General features: G+C 62.6%; 12 protein-coding genes and 1 other RNA gene. 8 read left to right on the top strand and 5 right to left on the bottom strand.

Annotation, left to right across the window (positions count from 1 at the left end):
- Nucleotides 1-432 precede the first annotated feature (432 nt).
- The 4 genes from BUS42_RS14745 to BUS42_RS14730 all read left to right on the top strand — a co-directional run bounded on the left by BUS42_RS14745 (nucleotide 433) and on the right by BUS42_RS14730 (nucleotide 3,618).
- Complete coding sequence (locus tag BUS42_RS14745) at nucleotides 433-1,506, top strand: DUF4912 domain-containing protein (RefSeq protein ID WP_074307560.1); 1,074 nt, start codon at nucleotides 433-435, stop codon at nucleotides 1,504-1,506.
- 289 nt (nucleotides 1,507-1,795) lie between these two features.
- Nucleotides 1,796-2,554: a UvrB/UvrC motif-containing protein gene (locus tag BUS42_RS14740; RefSeq protein WP_074307559.1), complete on the top strand. Its 759-nt coding sequence runs from the start codon at nucleotides 1,796-1,798 to the stop codon at nucleotides 2,552-2,554.
- Nucleotides 2,555-2,732: 178 nt separating this feature from the next.
- A non-coding RNA gene (ssrS, locus tag BUS42_RS14735) (6S RNA) lies at nucleotides 2,733-2,889 on the top strand.
- An 87-nt stretch (nucleotides 2,890-2,976) separates the two neighbouring features.
- Nucleotides 2,977-3,618, top strand: coding sequence for a 5-formyltetrahydrofolate cyclo-ligase (locus BUS42_RS14730; protein ID WP_074307558.1), 642 nt, complete (start codon nucleotides 2,977-2,979; stop codon nucleotides 3,616-3,618).
- A 1-nt stretch (nucleotide 3,619) separates the two neighbouring features.
- Here BUS42_RS14730 and BUS42_RS14725 read toward each other — a convergent pair whose 3' ends face one another.
- From BUS42_RS14725 to BUS42_RS14710, 4 genes are all read right to left on the bottom strand, one after another.
- Nucleotides 3,620-5,599 carry a hypothetical protein gene (locus BUS42_RS14725; protein WP_074307557.1) on the bottom strand — a complete coding sequence of 660 codons (1,980 nt, stop codon included), beginning with the start codon at nucleotides 5,597-5,599 and terminating at the stop codon, nucleotides 3,620-3,622.
- Between the two features lie 174 nt (nucleotides 5,600-5,773).
- The gene (locus BUS42_RS14720; RefSeq protein ID WP_074307556.1) at nucleotides 5,774-7,042 is read right to left on the bottom strand and encodes a DUF6807 domain-containing protein; all 1,269 of its coding nucleotides are present in this window, start codon (nucleotides 7,040-7,042) and stop codon (nucleotides 5,774-5,776) included.
- 397 nt (nucleotides 7,043-7,439) lie between these two features.
- The gene (locus BUS42_RS14715; protein WP_074307555.1) at nucleotides 7,440-7,910 is read right to left on the bottom strand and encodes a carboxypeptidase-like regulatory domain-containing protein; all 471 of its coding nucleotides are present in this window, start codon (nucleotides 7,908-7,910) and stop codon (nucleotides 7,440-7,442) included.
- Nucleotides 7,911-8,019: 109 nt separating this feature from the next.
- Nucleotides 8,020-9,030 (bottom strand): DUF1559 domain-containing protein, encoded by a 1,011-nt coding sequence (locus BUS42_RS14710; protein WP_074307554.1) that lies wholly within the window; start codon nucleotides 9,028-9,030, stop codon nucleotides 8,020-8,022.
- Nucleotides 9,031-10,089: 1,059 nt separating this feature from the next.
- Between BUS42_RS14710 and BUS42_RS14695 the strand changes: the two genes are divergently transcribed.
- The 3 genes from BUS42_RS14695 to hemW all read left to right on the top strand — a co-directional run bounded on the left by BUS42_RS14695 (nucleotide 10,090) and on the right by hemW (nucleotide 12,095).
- Nucleotides 10,090-10,443 (top strand): RNA recognition motif domain-containing protein, encoded by a 354-nt coding sequence (locus BUS42_RS14695; RefSeq protein ID WP_074307551.1) that lies wholly within the window; start codon nucleotides 10,090-10,092, stop codon nucleotides 10,441-10,443.
- A 119-nt stretch (nucleotides 10,444-10,562) separates the two neighbouring features.
- Nucleotides 10,563-10,820: a NifU family protein gene (locus BUS42_RS14690; protein ID WP_074307550.1), complete on the top strand. Its 258-nt coding sequence runs from the start codon at nucleotides 10,563-10,565 to the stop codon at nucleotides 10,818-10,820.
- Nucleotides 10,821-10,955: 135 nt separating this feature from the next.
- Nucleotides 10,956-12,095, top strand: coding sequence for a radical SAM family heme chaperone HemW (gene hemW / locus BUS42_RS14685; protein WP_074307549.1), 1,140 nt, complete (start codon nucleotides 10,956-10,958; stop codon nucleotides 12,093-12,095).
- Nucleotides 12,096-12,210: 115 nt separating this feature from the next.
- On the opposite strand, the gene BUS42_RS14680 is transcribed toward hemW, so the two are convergent.
- Nucleotides 12,211-13,092 (bottom strand): ParB/RepB/Spo0J family partition protein, encoded by an 882-nt coding sequence (locus BUS42_RS14680; protein ID WP_074307548.1) that lies wholly within the window; start codon nucleotides 13,090-13,092, stop codon nucleotides 12,211-12,213.
- A 149-nt stretch (nucleotides 13,093-13,241) separates the two neighbouring features.
- On the opposite strand from BUS42_RS14680, the gene BUS42_RS14675 reads away from it, so the two are divergent.
- Nucleotides 13,242-14,114 carry an SDR family oxidoreductase gene (locus tag BUS42_RS14675; RefSeq protein WP_074307547.1) on the top strand — a complete coding sequence of 291 codons (873 nt, stop codon included), beginning with the start codon at nucleotides 13,242-13,244 and terminating at the stop codon, nucleotides 14,112-14,114.
- Nucleotides 14,115-14,142 lie beyond the last annotated feature (28 nt).

The following is a 14,142-nucleotide window of genomic DNA, read 5'->3' as shown; positions in this document are numbered from 1 at the left end:
CGGGCCGGTTCGTTCGGAATGTTACAGATTTCGGGATTTGTCCACGGGCGGACACTGAGAGGGGATTTTTGTTTGACAGCAGAGGTGGGATTTGTTATGACCTACGAAGCGAGTTGCTAGGTATTAGTCCGGTATGAGCCAGAGTGGGGACCTGCATATGATGTCACCCTTGCGCTCCGGATCCGATCAACGTGAAAGGCGGCCTCTTCCCGTAACCTGACGGGCGAGAGAGTCGCCTTTTATTCGTTTGATGGGCCTCCGAACGCGGGCGTTGGTGGCATCGCCTCTCTCCTTTTCGTGGCTGACTGGACGGTTCCTCAGTCCGGGAGGCATGGAGTTTTCCGGATCGGCTCACTCAGGGATGATCCACGCGTTCCTTGTCCGAATCCGCGTTCCCTCAGCAACACCGCGGATAGAGACGGAGTGGCCCGCATGACCGTCGATACGCTCAAGGACTGCAATAAGAAGTATCTGGCGCAATTGGCCAAAGATCAAGGGATTGTCGGGTGGCATGCGATGCGCAAAGATCAACTGATCAAGGCGTTATCCGTCCCTGCCACAACGCCGAAGAAGTCGGCAGGCAAGTCCGCGGTAAAATCGGTTCCGTCAGTGGAGATCAATCCGAACGCGTCGCGCAAAATGCCCGCGCCTTCAACCCCCGCCCGTCCGTTGACGGTCGTCCCGCCTCGGTCCCTCGACCACGCCTGCGTGAAGGACCGGATCATCGCCATGGTCCGCGATCCGTACTGGCTGCATGCTTACTGGGAGTTGAGTCGTTCGACGCTGGCCCGGGCCCAGGCGGCACTCGGGCAGGACTGGCACACGGCCCGGCCGATCCTTCGGGTCGTGGATGTGACCAGTGAAGATACGACCTCGGCATCGGAACGTCATGTCCGCGACATCGAGATTCACGGGGGGGTGAACAACTGGTACATCGACGTCACTTCGCCCCCGCGGGCGTATCGAATTGACATTGGCTACCTGGCTCGTCGGGGCAAGTTCTTTGTCCTGGCGCGATCGAACGTCGTCAGCACTCCCAAGGCGGGTGTTTCCGACGTGTTGGACGAGAACTGGGCCAGCGTGCAGGAGCAGTTCCAGAAGATCTACAGTCAATCGGGGGGGAACGCGAGTCACCCCGCCGGGACTAACGATCTGCGGGACTTGTTCGAGGAGCGACTGCGGCGGCCGATGCAGGGCCTCTCGCTCCAGAGTCTCGGCACGGGGGCGTTGGCGTCGCTCGGGCGCGATTTTCACTTCGAGATCGACGCGGAGCTGATCGTCTACGGCACCACCGAACCGAATGCTCGGGTCACGCTCCAGGGAGAGCCGGTGCAGCTGCGGCCTGACGGGACCTTTACCGTTCGGTTCAGCCTCCCCGACTCTCGGCAGATCATCCCGGCGGTCGCCGCCAGCCCCGACGGGGTTGAAGAGCGGACGATCGTGTTGGCCGTCGAGCGGAACACCAAGGAGTTGGAGCCGATGATTCACGACGGCAACGAACTCTGAGACTCGTCGGCGACCGCGTTTGATGCGATCGCCTTCACGACGACACCTCGCGGCCCGCGCCGAGCACCCTTTGCTCGACGCGGGCCGCGTGGTGTTTTCCAGGGATCGAGCGTCGCGGCCTCACGAACCAGAGGGGCCGTGGCACCAAGCCCGGCGCGGAGTCAAACGGAAATCATCCCTCCCCTTTTACCAATCCTCGATGGTCCCGCTTTCCTCGTCACCGTACAATTCCCCTTGGGATGAAAACAGGATCCGAGAACCGCGGCCCAAGACAGGGGAGGCGCATCGATTGAGCAAGGACATCACGCCCATCCTGACTGGCTGGGAGCATGACCCGGACGAAATGCAGGTCCGGATCGTGACGGGAGACGACGGCCGCGACAAGATCCAGATGCGGATGGACCTCGGTCTGCTTCAGATGGAAATGTCGGGTCGGCCCGATGGCCGGAGACCCGACGATCACGAGTCGCTGCTGGAACTCTACGAGGCCCGCTCCTCAGCCGACGACTTCTCCCTCGACATCGCCGCCTGCGCGGCCCTGATGCAGGAGGGGAGACAGTATTATCAGCGTTATCTTGCGGCGTTCCATCTCCAGCGGTACGACCTGGTGGTGCGGGACACCGACCGGAACCTCCGCCTTTTTGCCTTCGTGGTCCGGCATGCGTCGCGCCCGCGGGACAAGATCGAGTTCGACCAATACCGACCCTACGTGATGATGATGCGGACCCGCGCCCTGGCGCTGGACGCGCTCGCGAAGAACGACTCCTCCCAGGCGATCGTACAAATCGACGAAGGGATCGAGGGGATCCGTGAGTTCCTCAAAGACTACGAGCAGTCGGACCACGAGGCCGAATGCATGGAGTTGGGCTTCCTGATCCGTTGGAAACGCGACATCGAGAGCAACCGCCCTCGAGGTCCCCTGGAACGACTGGAGCAGCAGCTCGAGCTGGCGGTGGCCCTGGAAGACTATGAAGAGGCCGCCCGGATCCGCGACCAACTCGTGCGCCTTCGAGGGACCGAGATCGCCTCGTCTGAGCCGCATCCCTAGACCCGTCTTGGCGACCAGCGAGCTCCCCGCTCGCCTTACGGGCGAGCGAATCATCGAAATCCTGGTGTTCTGTTTCCACGATGGGGGGCGAGCGGGCGGTCGGGTCGTTTTCGTCCTCTTTCTGCTTGAAGGCGAGGTCAGTCGCGGCTAGACTAAGCCTGTCTGGTCTCGGCTGGACATGCCTCTGCCATGTACGAGAAGGGGTGTACTTTTGGCGAACCAATGAAAACCCGTTGGGAGCCGATTCAATACCTCTGGGCTTGTCCCTGAAGGTCTAAGGCGCCCACTTGAACTGCGGGTTCTCAAAAGCGCTCCGACGGCATTGCGGTGGAGGCCAACCTAATCGTGCCCGTGGTTACTTCCGGGATTCCGGACGTGATCGCGGGCCGATTCTTTTTTCCCTCGGTCAGGACGTTAAGGCCATGGATCTCCGGGCGCGGAAGCGAGAACTCCGCAAGGCGATGGTCGAGCGGATCCTGGCACTCGACCCGGCGGATCGACGGACTCATGAGGCGAACCTCGCCGCGCGATTCACGAGTCTTCCAGGGTTCGCCGCCGCAAAGTCGGTCTTGCTCTACGCCACGGCCTTTCCCGAAGAGATCGCGACTCAGTCGATGTTGGAGGTCGCGCTGGAGCAGGGCAAGCACCTGGTCTGTCCCCGCGTCGATCGAGTCCAACGGCGACTCCGGCTCTACCGGGTCGGGGACCTCAACACCGATTTCAAACGTGGGATGCTCGGGATTCCCGAGCCGCACGACGGCTGCCCCGAGGTCGAACCGGAACAGGTCGACTGGGTTCTCGTCCCAGGGCTTGCATTTGATGCCCGCGGGTATCGGATCGGTCGAGGAGCGGGGCACTACGACCGCTTGCTGCCGACCCTTCGACACGACGTGCCGCGCTGGGCGCTCGCGTTCGATTGCCAGATGGTCGATGCGCTGCCCGTCGAGCCTCATGACGTGTCGCTCGACGGCGTCGTCTCACCAGGGACGACCGTCGTCTGTCCTCGACCCGAGGACACGGGGGCGAATCCCGTGTGGCGGGACGACGATTCCGATCGCGCTTGAATCAGGTCGCGAGCGGGGCCTGGTTCCACCGCCGCCGGCAAGCCAGGGCCGCGCTGAGGACGACAGCGATTCCGAAGGCGTGCAGTCCCCAGCCGAGCGCGAGGCCCTTAGGTGCGATCCGCAACTCGAGACGGCCCTGGGAATCGGCCCGTGCCACGAACGGTTTCGTCCACTCCGCGCATTTCTGGTTCGGGAACGCGAACGCGCCGTTGATCCGCCACCATGAGCCGGGATTCTGGTTGATCTCGACCACTTGCCCCGGCCGCGTCCGATACACGATTCGATTCGGACTCCAGAACTCGGTGGTCAGAGGCGCATCGTCGTTGGTCCAGGCCTCGCCTCGGTAACGGGTGTGGCCCTGCCAGAGCCGGGCGGTCGGTAGGTTGCGGTCGTAGCCGAGCAGGGGTTGATAGCCCCGGACGATCCCGTAGCCTCGGAGGACGGCCGCGAATCCGAGACCGTTCTCGACGTTCACCAACGTGGCGGTGGGGGGGCCTGGAAAGAGCGACTCCACCGGCTCGACGCTCGAGGCGACCGCGAAAATCTGATGGCCGTAGCCAATCAGATCGGCCGCGATCATGATGACCAGGCCCGCGGCCAGAGCGCGGTGGAACGCGTTCCCCTGAGTCCGCCACCGGGCGAGGACGCTTGCGGCCGAGAGGCCAAGCCCGAGCATGGCGGGAATCCGCCATCGGGTCACGACGTGCATGGTGGAGAAAACCGGTCCTTGCGCCAGCCAGTAGCTCGGATGGGTCCAGCGGATCGAGCCGATGGCCAACCAGAGACCGAGGAAGGTCAGCGTGTGCCACCACCGCCAGCCGTGAATCAGGCTGATCAGGGCCAGGAGGAGGACGGCCGGCCCGACGTAGCAGGCGGACTCCCAGAAGTAGGTCGAGGTGGCGGCCTTGAGGACGGCCGGCCCCGGCTTGTAGAGCATCCAGTCGAGGACCTCGCCGACCGAGGCGTCGAACGACGACTGCCACTTCCGCGGAAAGTCGGCTAACACGAGCGCGGTGGTGGCCAGCCGCCAGCCGGCCAGGGCGAGCCCGACGCCAACCGCCGCGACGGTATGCCACACGAGTCGGCCGCGAAGCGGTCCTGGCTGGACGCGCAAGGCGCGAATCCAGACGAGCCCGGCGAGAAGCAAGCCGTAGAGGGTGGGATACTGGATTCCGCTGAGCACCGCGAAGGCGGCCCAGAAGCCGAGCCAGAGGCCATCCCGGAACCGGTGGCCGATCCGGAATGCGGAGAGGAGGAGCCAGGGCAGAGCGCAATAGCTCATCGGGATGAAGTGCCCGGCGACCGTGTAGACGAGCACGCCGCCATTGACCCCGTAGATCAGGGCCGCCGCGGCCGCCGCCCAGGGCTCGCGGAACCAGGTCCAGGCGAGCCGGCGCGCCCCCTCGACGGCGATCATCAGGTCGATCACGGTAGCCAGATGCAGCCCCGTCGACGTTCCGAGCAGCAAAACCAGGGGCGTGGCGATCGAGAAGACGCCACACTGCGGGTCGCTCGCCAGGGGGAAGCCGCCCCGGCACCACGGGGTCCACCAGGGAAACTGGTGCGCGACGAGGATCACCCGCCGGATGCTCTCAAATTTTTCGAGGAAATAGTCCCAATCCCCGAAGCCGAGGTTTTCGGGATGACTGAGCAGGGGCACCGCCAATGAGGCGACCGCGATCTGCAAGGCCCAGGGCAGCCAGACGCTCGAGCGGTCGGCACCGGCTTCGCGGGACGGGGCCGGCCAGGCGTCCCCGGGCTTTACGGTCAGAAGGCGGCGGAACCCCAGCGCCAGGATCGTCAGGAAAATGGCCTGCCCCATTCGCTTTCGCGTGGGCCAAGGGATGACCATGAATAGGTCGAAGAGTAACGGTCCGAGCAGAATCGCCAGCGCGACGAGCGCCAGAATCGCCAGCGGCCAGCGCGAACTTGGCCCTGGACGCTTTCGCAGGACTGCGAGCAGCGAAGGACCAATCGCCATAGCAACAACTCTCGGAAAGGCCGCGAGGAGGACGCGCCGACAGGGGAGGGGAAAGATCGTTCCCCAGGGTGGACCCGTCTATTGTTTCAACTCGGAGACGGGACCACCAGAGCAACCTGACCTGACCCCCATCAGACGGCTTGCCTCAGCGATTCGTGTGTCGCGGTCACACCGTCACTTGGCCTCGACTTCGACGCGCGGTGGCTTGGCATACGCCTGGAATTCGGCGGGCAGGTTGGCCGCAGCCGTGTCGCCGGCGTGGAGAATCAGGCGGTAGCGGAACCGGATCGACTCCCCGTTCGGGAGCACGTACTCGCCGGACCGCGGCTGGCCGAAGTCGTGCCAACCGAACGGATTGGCGGCGAAGAGGCCGTAGGTCCGGACGTGCCAGGTGGTCGGATAGCGGAAGCTATCGGGGTGGTTCAGGATCGCAATTCCGACCGTCTTCCCTTCCACCGGGCCCGTGTAGTCGACCCAGGGGGAGGCCTTGCCCCAGGCTCCGTCGTCGGTGAGCCCCTCGGCGTTGACGATCTTGCCCCCGGCGTTGGTCTTGCTCTTCACGTCCATGCTCGAGGCGACTCGGAGTCCGAACATCCCCTCCTTCGTGTCGCCGAAGGTCACCGGACCGTCGGTCGCCTTCAGGGTCACGTCGAAGTCGATGACCCGATTCTTCCCGAGCCCGTAGAAGCCGACCACGCGTTCGTCTTCGAGCACCTTCTTGCCATCGGGCCCGACCCAATCGTCGGTCGTCCGGATCACGGCGGCGAGCTGGCCATTGTGAACGATGGTGCGCGCGGTTTCCTTGATCGATCCGAACTTGGGATTGGGTTTGTTCTTCGGGTCGGAAGCCCAGAAATCGAAGCCGTTCACATTTCCATGTGTAAAAAACAACGACCGTTGATGGGGGTGATCCTCATCTTCCCCTTTGACCACCTTCATGGGGTAGGCCCGGGTGTAGGAGGCGCCGGTCGGTCCGATGACGGGAAAGTAGTATGGTTTGAACGGCTCACCGCTGATGTAAGTCGCAAACGGTTGACCGCCGGTCTCGATGGGAATCTCATTGGCCTTGAGGCGGTCAGGGGCGATGGCTTGGCCCGACTCGGTCGCTTCACGCCCCGAGATCGTGTAGGAGCCGGTGCCGTCGGCCTCGGCGCGGTCGGTCGTCAGGGCGATGAACGTCTTACCCGCCGATTCGAAGACCTCGGCCGGTGAGGCCGTGCCATTGTCGCCCTGCTTCAGGGTGTAGAGGCCCGGAGGGAGCGTTCCCTTGAGCTCGGCGACCACGAAACGGCCGGCGCCACTCGCTCCGTTCGCATGAATCACGACGGGCCGATTGACGATCGAACGAGGCGAGGCGTCCGCCGCGCTGGCCGGCCTCCCCGAAAGCAGGGCCAGAGCCCAGCCGAGTACCGCGAGTGGGGTGTACCGCGTCGAGGCAGTCATGGGACGACTCCGAGGTTCGAGGCGTTTGCAGATCGTGACACCCCTCGCCGATCGCCGCCGACTACCGGGTCGGAGCGTTTGCGACGACCCCTGCCATCGGCATCGCGGGCATTGCAACGATTTTCGGTGGTGGTCGGCGAGCCGTGTCCCATTGAGTGGTTCCGCGATACGTCGTAATCGCCCATGGAGCCGGTTGCAAGGGAAAAGCCCCAAGGATTCCTAAGCCTTGTGGACGTCGGGACGGCGATGCGGCCTCGGCGGAGCGCGGGAAACCCCGTCAAGAAGGAACTGAAACCCACAAATGAAGCGGGGCGGAACGGTTTTCACCGTCCCGCCCCGCTGCATGATTTGGAGTGCGGAAGCTCAAGTTCAGGGCCATTCCCACGGGGAAAGGAACTTACTTCTTCTCGGTCGCGGTGGTCGACTTCGACTTGATATCGAAGTCCATCACCGGTTCCTCAGCGGTCACTTCACGCTCGAAGTTACCTTCGAGTGTTGCGGACGCCGGATCATTCTTCTTCTTCGCGTCGGGTGCCGATGCCGAGAGCTGTGCCATGAACGGGTCGTCCTTGAACGATTCGTTCGTGCTCGCGGGTGGAGGAGGGACCTTGAGGACCGCGACCTGAAACTTACCAGCCGCCACTCCCGGTTGGTCGCGGGTCATGAGCTGATACTTCCCGTCGGGTCCACTCTCGGCGGTCGCCGGCTGGGCGAGAGCGTTCGACGGTTCCGGGGTAAAAATTACGCTCGCCCCTTCGACGGGCTTGCCGTTGTTCGTGACTGTACCACTGATGGGAAGCAGTTTCGGGCCCGATTCGCCACAACCGCTCAACAACACGGCCATGGCGGCCATGATCATTCGTCGCATTATTGTCCTCGTCAAATCAAGTCGTGATTCGTTCGGGGCGGCGAACAGAATGTCTTGAGTGGCTTCGACCACGAATGGGGCCGAAGTCACCCAGCCCCCTTGGTGATGGTCAATAAGCATCAGCGCTAATAATTTCACCATTTCGCATGGTGTGAAGTGCACACCATGTGTAGGGATTGATCGAGTTCTTGATGAAACGGACGCTGCCGTCGGCGAAGGCTACGTTGATACCGCCGGAGTGGGTGCTACTGAAGGTCCAGGCATACCCCAGTTTCTTGGGGTTGTTCGCCGGGGACACGAGCCGGGGGAGAGCCGGTGCGTTGGGAAGCGTGTACAGGAAATTGTCGGCAACGCCGCCCGGGTAGACCATGCCGTGGGTCGAGGTCCACATACCTTGTCCCCACCATGCACCATAATCGGGGTTCGTCTTCTCGTGCCTGGATTCGCCGACAAACACGGTATTGCTGGTGCCGTCTTTGATGGATGCGAGGGAGGTCGACCAATCGGTTCCCGAGAAAACTCCTTCATCCACCGGACGTCCACTCGCCCAATTGCGGGCGTTGTAGGTCTCGTAGTACTGGCTGGCGGCGAGTAGGTAACTGGTGCGAACCGCATTGTTGGCGGGATAGGCCGCGGAGGTCGACGTATAGGGAGCCGGGGTGATGTCGGACGGACAGAGGTAGCTGGCCACCATGGAGCAGGTGACCGTGGTGTTGCTCAGGTAAGCGCTCGTGCCCCCGACCAAAACCTTATTGACTCCCGAGTTGACCGCGTTGGTCGACGGGAGGCTGAAGTTGTATGCGTTGTAGAGCGCCGTCTGCTCCAGAAAGCTCAGGATCATGGTGTGGGCCGTGGTATTCAACACGAGCCCCTGGCCACCGGCGTCGTTGGAGACCGCCAAGGTGCCCGCCGAAAAAATTTTCGCCGGCGGTAACCCGCCGTTTGAGCTCTCGTAATTGTGCATGGCCAGGCCGATCTGCTTCAGGTTATTCACGCACTGCGACCGGCGTGCGGCTTCCCGGGCGGCTTGGACGGCAGGCAAGAGAAGCGCGATCAAGACGGCGATGATTGCGATGACGACCAACAGCTCGATGAGCGTAAAAGCATGGCGTTTCTTCATGAATCGAATCCTTGGAGCGAGAGATGTTAGCGACTGATCAGTAACGAAACAAATACCGTGAAGACGACAGGGAACGAGAAACCCGATCAGGGAGTGAAGGCGTGCCCTGAAAGGTATAAAAACATAAATGAAAATGCGAAGGGGGGATTGTTTTAGACTTGATATTCCGCTGGGCAAGATCGAAGTGGCGCTCGACGGCGTCGTCTCACCCACTCGGTTGCAACACAAAACCAGGAAGGTGGAAGCAAGAACAGCGATTCCGTGTCACCTACTTTCGATCATCAGCGGATTGATACACGCCACTGTAGCGGTCGAGGTTGCCATGTGGATAGACTAGATTTACAGTAAATCTCTCGAACCCGTTATTCGTCTCAGGCTAATGAAATCAAGGTTGACCGAGGCCCCCCTCATCAAATGGCCTTTGAACACTTGAATTGAGGAGCACACCCAGGGGAGAGCCATTTTTTCATTAAGCGATCAAGGGGTGCAGGGTGGCCCATGAATGTTTCCGCTGGTTATGGCGGCCAGTGGCTTTCCGTGACGTTTTTGAGGCAGGTACTCCTGGCCACGATGCGCGGCGAAGCGATCACGCGGGCGAAGTCGAGCATGCCGTCCTGGTTCTCGAGGTTGACTCCGGGGCCGCTTGGGCCGGCGGATCGAGGCGTCTTGCTCGGGAGCTTTGGCGGGATAAGTGATCCATGTTTGTGGGTATTTGGGCGGATGAATCTTTTCGGGATCATTTGGCTTGGATCCGAATGCCGCTCCCTTGAGCCCTTCGCCACCCGAATGGACGTCCACAACGGCTTTTGCGTTGAAGCGGGGAGTGGTCCAGGCTTATACTAATAAGGAGGGCAAACGGGAATCCGGGCTCGTCCGGCGTCCTGCTTATGCCTCGAGGAATTCGAACTGGCGAGTCGGAAGTCGGGCGGGGAACGCTCGAGACGGCAGCCATGACGGTTGAAGACGCTGTCGGCTCGGGTGATGGTCCTTTCGGGGGGACCCGGGCACGCCTTGTTGTGGATTTCGGCGCAAGGGGAGAGCCTGTTCTAGGCAAAAGCGATGGCTAAGCGGCTTTATGTGGGAAACCTTGGCTTTTCGGTGACCTCGGAAGAACTCCAGGCCCTCTTCGAGTCGTTTGGAGCGGTCTCCACCTCTCAGGTTGTCGACGATCGCGAAACGGGTCGAAGCCGTGGCTTCGCGTTTGTCGAGATGGTCAACGACGCCGAAGGCGATGCCGCGATCCAAGGTCTGGACGGCAGTGACTTTCAGGGGCGCCGGCTCAACATCAGCGAAGCGCGGCCTCGAACGCCCGGAGGTGGCGGCGGTGGGGCTGGTCCCCGACTGGGTGGGACCCGAGGTGGCGGGTATGGGGGTGGTGGCGGCGGGTATGGTGGCGGGAGCCGGGCCTATTGATCGAGACGGTAAGGAGAGAAGCATGCTGGGGAAACGCGTCGGGCATTCCGAGAGCCGTTGCCCTGGCCATTGATTGTTTCGCCGACACGTATCACGAACCGCCATGTCCGGAACCTCTTATGACTGACGCGAACCTGCAACGCCAAGAACTGAAGCAACGCGTGGAAGCGGTCCTCGATGAGCACGTTCGGCCGAACCTTCGGGCCGACGGGGGCGACCTCGAACTGGTCGACATCGACGAGGACAATATCGTGCAAGTTCGATTGCAAGGGGCGTGCCAGGGCTGCTCGTCGGCCTCGTATACGTTGACCATGGGGGTCGAGGCGACCCTGAAGTCACACGTCCCTGAGATTCGGTTTATCGAGGCCGTGCTTTGAGTTGCGTGGTTCTCGGGTCTCGATCTCACGATCCGCGAAACTTGAGTGGCTTCTCTTGCGCTCGGGCGGTTTTGCTTGCGGGTTGTTCATGCTTGCTTTGTTTGTTGGCAATATTTTTGAAGTTGGTTGTCGAAAATGGTTGACTCTTGGATTTGGCCACGCGCCGCTTACATCCACATTCCTTTTTGTGCCCATAAATGTGGCTATTGTGACTTTGCTTCGCTCGCTGGCGTCGACCATTTGGCCGACCGCTACCTCACCGCCCTGGAGAGTGAGATGGCGAGGATGGGGACTCCCCAACCGGTGGAGACCATCTTTGTGGGGGGCGGGACGCCGACTCGGCTCGACGCGGGTCAGTTGCGGCGGTTGCTGGCGATGATCGGGCGCTGGTTTCTCTTGGAGCCAGGCGGGGAATGGACGGTCGAGGCGAACCCGGGGACACTCGATGAGGAAAAGGCCGACGTCCTGGCGGCGGGCGGGGTCAACCGGGTGAGTCTGGGAGCGCAGTCGTTCCAGCCGGCCTTGCTGCAGGCCCTGGAGCGGAATCATGCCCCCGAAGAGGTGGCGCGAGCGCTCGACTTGATCCGGCCGCGATTCCCGTACTGGTCGTTCGACCTCATCTTCGGCGTGCCCGGCTCCACGCTCCCGCTCTGGGAGGCGGACCTCGAAACGGCCCTGTCGCTCGGACCGGCCCATCTATCGTGCTACGGCCTCGTCTACGAGAAGGGCACGGCGCTCTGGAAGCAGTGGCAGGCCGGCCAGGTGCGCGAGGTCGACGAAGAAGCCGAACGGGCGATGTACGAGCACACCATCGACCGCTTGCGGCAGGCTGGGTTGCTGATGTACGAAATCTCCAACTTTGCACGCCCTGGCCACGAGTCGCGGCACAACCTCATCTACTGGGCGAACGACGCCTACTTCGGGGTCGGCGTGGGGGCGGCCCGCTACGTTGACGGCATCCGTTCGGTGAACACACGCGATCTGCCGGCGTACCTGCGACGGATTGAAGAGGGGCGGGAGGCGACCGGGCCCACCGAATCGCTGGAACCGGAGGCCCATGCGCGCGAGACGGCCGTCCTGATGCTGAGGCGGACCATCGCCGGTATCGATCGCTCAGACTTTGCGCGGCGAACGGGCTTCGACCTTGACGAACTTGCGGGTCCCACACTCAAAAAGTATGTGGGGAGGGGCCTGCTCGAAGAGGACGGTAACCGGGTGCGCTTCACTCGAGAGGGCCTGTTCCTGGCCGACAGCGTGCTCTGCGAGTTGGTTTGAGCGGACTTGCCGGCTTGGGCTTTGATTTTCAGGCGAGCGGGCTCCAATGAATCCCGTCGGGTGGGCACGGCCCACCCGACGGGCGATTTTCGCTCCAGAACGCGACATCGACGGGTCAGAGTTTGCGGAGTTGGTCGGCCCGGGCGGCGAGCTTGATGACGGCGGCCTGGAAGAGACCGCGTGTGTTCGCGCCCGCGGATCGGTAGGCTTCGGTGAACCCTTCCGCTTGCGTCCAGTTGATGACTTCCATCACCTGCTTGGACATCAGCGAGAGCATCTCATCGATGGTGGGGGCCGCCGAGGGGACGGGGTCAGAGAGCGCAACGGCCTTGGAGTCGGCATCTTGCCAGGGGGCCAGGCCGGTCGGCTCTCGCGATACCGCGGGCATCGGCGACGTGGCGTCGTCCCAAGGGGGGGCGTCGCTTTCGCGGCCCCCTCGGTCGCGCGGGTCGTCCTGCTGGGCGCTCGACTTACCCTTGGGCAGGTGCTCGTTCGGATCTTTGGGGAGACCGGCCGAGGAATAGGTCTTTCCGTCCGCTCCGACCCGACCGGGGTTGTTCGGGATCTGGTTGCCCTCGATCAGGCTGCGCCGCGTCTTGGCGACCAGTTCCCGGCTCACTCCCAGTTCCTCGGCCATCCGCCGATCGGACCAGTCGTGATGGAGCCGAAGTTTGACGTCGACGGCTCGCCGACGCTCGGAGCGGGTTAACGGCAAGCCGTGGAACAGGTTAACGCTGGAAACGAAGTCGAGTGCCTCTTCGAACGACCCCTCGACGATCTCTGCCTTGATCGTCCTTCGCCCGAGTGTGATGGCCGAGGCATGGCGGTGGAACCCGTCCGCGACCAACCAACGCCCGTCGATCTCGTAGACGGTGATCGGTGGCAGTCGATCCCAGGATTCGGCATAACGTTCGACTGTGAAGTCGTCGAGCCGGTCACGCAAATTCAGATTCGGGTCGAGGACCAACTCGTCCAACGGCAATTCGCGAATGTTCATCACGGTCCCTCTCCTCAACAAGTTGATCCTGTCCCGCTCCTCTGAATCTGTTCTGGATCCTCCTGTCGGCTTATCATCGGCCTGGTCGATGCTCGTCTTGCGGAAAATGTATTGAATGCGGGATTTAAGAAACCAAGGGGGTTCAGGAGATGCGGGTTGTTCTCACAGGGGCAAGCGGTCAGCTTGGGTCGACTCTTCTCGTTCAACTGGTCGAGGGCGGGCATGAGGTCCGGGCCTGGAGCGGCTCCGAGGTCGGGACGCGCGGGCCGATTTCCTTGCGGCCCGTGGACCTGACCGAGGAGCAGGCGGTGGCGCGGGAGTTGTCGGACGCGGATCCCGAGGTCGTGATCCATACGGCGGCGCTGAGTTCGGCCGAGGCGGTACGTCGCGACCCGGTTCGTGGGCGCGCTGTCAACACCGAGGCGACCGCGCGGTTGGCGGCTTGGTGCGCGGAGCACGATCGTCGGATCGTGTACACGTCGACCGACCTGGTCTTCGACGGTTCGAGGTCGTGGTCTCGCGAAGACGATCCCGCCGAACCGATCCTGGCCTACGGGCGGACGAAGCATGACGCCGAACCCGCCGTCCTGGCGGTGCTTCGCGGACTGGTGGTGCGGATGAGCCTCATGTATGGACCGTCGCGGTCGGGACGCGCGAGTTACTACGAGCGGACGATCGCGGGACTTCGTGAGGGGACGCCGCAAGCGTTTTTTGAGGATGAGTACCGCACCCCGCTCGACCTCGAGAGCGCGGCGCGGATTTTGGTCCATCTGGCCGAGTCGGAGGTTCGGGGCCTGCTCCATGTTGCCGGGCCTGAGCGGGTCAGCCGTTTCGACCTGGTGCGTCGCCAGGCGATCGCGCTCGGGTTGGATCCCGCGCTGGTGGTCGCGAACCGCCAAGCGGATCTGACGTTCGCCGAGCCTCGCCCCGTCGACGTCTCGCTCGACACCTCAAAGTTGAGGAATCTCTTTCCCGACTTGCACCTCCCGAAGATTGAGGAGGCGGTCATGACTTATCGTTGATGAGTATTGAAACACCGACCGAGGTCGT

This window comes from Singulisphaera sp. GP187, from assembly GCF_900129635.1.
Lineage (GTDB): Bacteria > Planctomycetota > Planctomycetia > Isosphaerales > Isosphaeraceae > Singulisphaera.
The sequence above is the reverse complement of the archived record's forward strand: the minus strand, read 5'-3'. Positions and strand labels throughout refer to the sequence as shown.

Coding starts and splice junctions, on each gene's coding strand:
- BUS42_RS14675 (WP_074307547.1), top strand. CDS start 13,242: ATGCGGGTTGTTCTCACAGGGGCAAGCGGTCAGCTTGGGTCGACTCTT.
- BUS42_RS14690 (WP_074307550.1), top strand. CDS start 10,563: ATGACTGACGCGAACCTGCAACGCCAAGAACTGAAGCAACGCGTGGAA.
- BUS42_RS14730 (WP_074307558.1), top strand. CDS start 2,977: ATGGATCTCCGGGCGCGGAAGCGAGAACTCCGCAAGGCGATGGTCGAG.
- BUS42_RS14680 (WP_074307548.1), bottom strand. CDS start 13,092: ATGAACATTCGCGAATTGCCGTTGGACGAGTTGGTCCTCGACCCGAAT.
- BUS42_RS14725 (WP_074307557.1), bottom strand. CDS start 5,599: ATGGCGATTGGTCCTTCGCTGCTCGCAGTCCTGCGAAAGCGTCCAGGG.
- BUS42_RS14745 (WP_074307560.1), top strand. CDS start 433: ATGACCGTCGATACGCTCAAGGACTGCAATAAGAAGTATCTGGCGCAA.
- BUS42_RS14720 (WP_074307556.1), bottom strand. CDS start 7,042: ATGACTGCCTCGACGCGGTACACCCCACTCGCGGTACTCGGCTGGGCT.
- BUS42_RS14710 (WP_074307554.1), bottom strand. CDS start 9,030: ATGAAGAAACGCCATGCTTTTACGCTCATCGAGCTGTTGGTCGTCATC.
- BUS42_RS14715 (WP_074307555.1), bottom strand. CDS start 7,910: ATGCGACGAATGATCATGGCCGCCATGGCCGTGTTGTTGAGCGGTTGT.
- hemW (WP_074307549.1), top strand. CDS start 10,956: ATGGTTGACTCTTGGATTTGGCCACGCGCCGCTTACATCCACATTCCT.
- BUS42_RS14695 (WP_074307551.1), top strand. CDS start 10,090: ATGGCTAAGCGGCTTTATGTGGGAAACCTTGGCTTTTCGGTGACCTCG.